The following is a 1,044-nucleotide window of genomic DNA, read 5'->3' on the forward strand; positions in this document are numbered from 1 at the left end:
AAATTTAATAATTAGTTTTTTTCGCAATCAAAACTCCAACAGGAGCTAAACCGCCATCCACCAAATTCACTTTGACGACTGTAAAGCCATAATTCGTAATAAACTCACAAAAATTTTCCTTGTTCCATTCTTTGTATGCTTTAAATCCTGTAATAGACATCAATCGCTTTCGTAAACCACTTGATTTTTTCTCTGCCCATAAGAAGGTTGGTGCGTACAAAATACCATCTTTTTTTAATACTCTACGAATTTCCTGCATTGCTTTTTCAGGCTCTGGCATAATGTGCAGTGCATTTGAAATTACTACACAATCAAAATTTTCATTCTCATATGAAAGTGCCGTTGCATCGGCTACGCAAAAACTAAGTTTTTCTGTTGTACCTCTCTTTTTCGCTTGCTTAATCATATTTTCCGAAAAATCGGTTGCCGTCCAGCTATTAGTACAATCGGACAATGGGAAAGATAGCTGCCCTGTTCCACAAGCTAATTCTAATACATTCATATCAGATTTGAGATAATCTCTAATATATCCGCAGATTGCATTATAAAACTTCTTATCTGACTCCATCAAAGGTGCATATATTTTTGCAAGTCGTTGCCAATAACCCTTGTTTGCCTTGTCTTTCATATCAAAATCTCCATTTTATTCAATAATACAACTTCAAATTTGCTTATTTTAACCAAATCGGACCGACAATAAATATTCCCCAAAAGAGAACTGTAATAATGACTAAGGCTTCAGATACAGACCAGTAAATGATTTTATATTTTTTTACCGTAAGAGGATATATAAAATATATCAGTACAACTAATAGCTGTAAAATGATAAATAGTATTGTTTCCTCAACCGTTGCAGATATGAAAAAGTCAGCAGCGCCCTTTGCTACACCCTTACCTATAAGCCAGATATTGACTGCCAAAAAAGAAACGATTGAAAGAATTAGCTTTACACCAAATCTATTCATGTTATTCCCCTCCAAATTCCGATTGAGATTTCACCTGTTTTAAGAGATTTAATAACTGTTATATTTTGTTATTAAATTC

At 33.5% G+C, this 1,044-nt stretch carries 2 protein-coding genes; both read right to left on the minus strand.

Annotated elements, in window-relative coordinates:
• Positions 1-4: 4 nt before the first annotated feature.
• The gene (locus DXD11_RS14070) at positions 5-628 is read right to left on the minus strand and encodes a class I SAM-dependent methyltransferase (protein ID WP_117551380.1); all 624 of its coding nucleotides are present in this window, start codon (positions 626-628) and stop codon (positions 5-7) included.
• Positions 629-671: 43 nt separating this feature from the next.
• Positions 672-965, minus strand: a complete 294-nt coding sequence (locus DXD11_RS14075; RefSeq protein WP_004853536.1) for a hypothetical protein — start codon at positions 963-965, stop codon at positions 672-674.
• Positions 966-1,044: the final 79 nt, after the last annotated feature.

The organism is Coprococcus sp. TF11-13 (assembly GCF_003481085.1).
Taxonomy (GTDB): domain Bacteria; phylum Bacillota; class Clostridia; order Lachnospirales; family Lachnospiraceae; genus Coprococcus; species Coprococcus aceti.

What these genes read in the sequence shown, in the direction of transcription:
- DXD11_RS14070 (WP_117551380.1), bottom strand. Translation starts at nt 628, where the DNA reads ATGAAAGACAAGGCAAACAAGGGTTATTGGCAACGACTTGCAAAAATA.
- DXD11_RS14075 (WP_004853536.1), bottom strand. Translation starts at nt 965, where the DNA reads ATGAATAGATTTGGTGTAAAGCTAATTCTTTCAATCGTTTCTTTTTTG.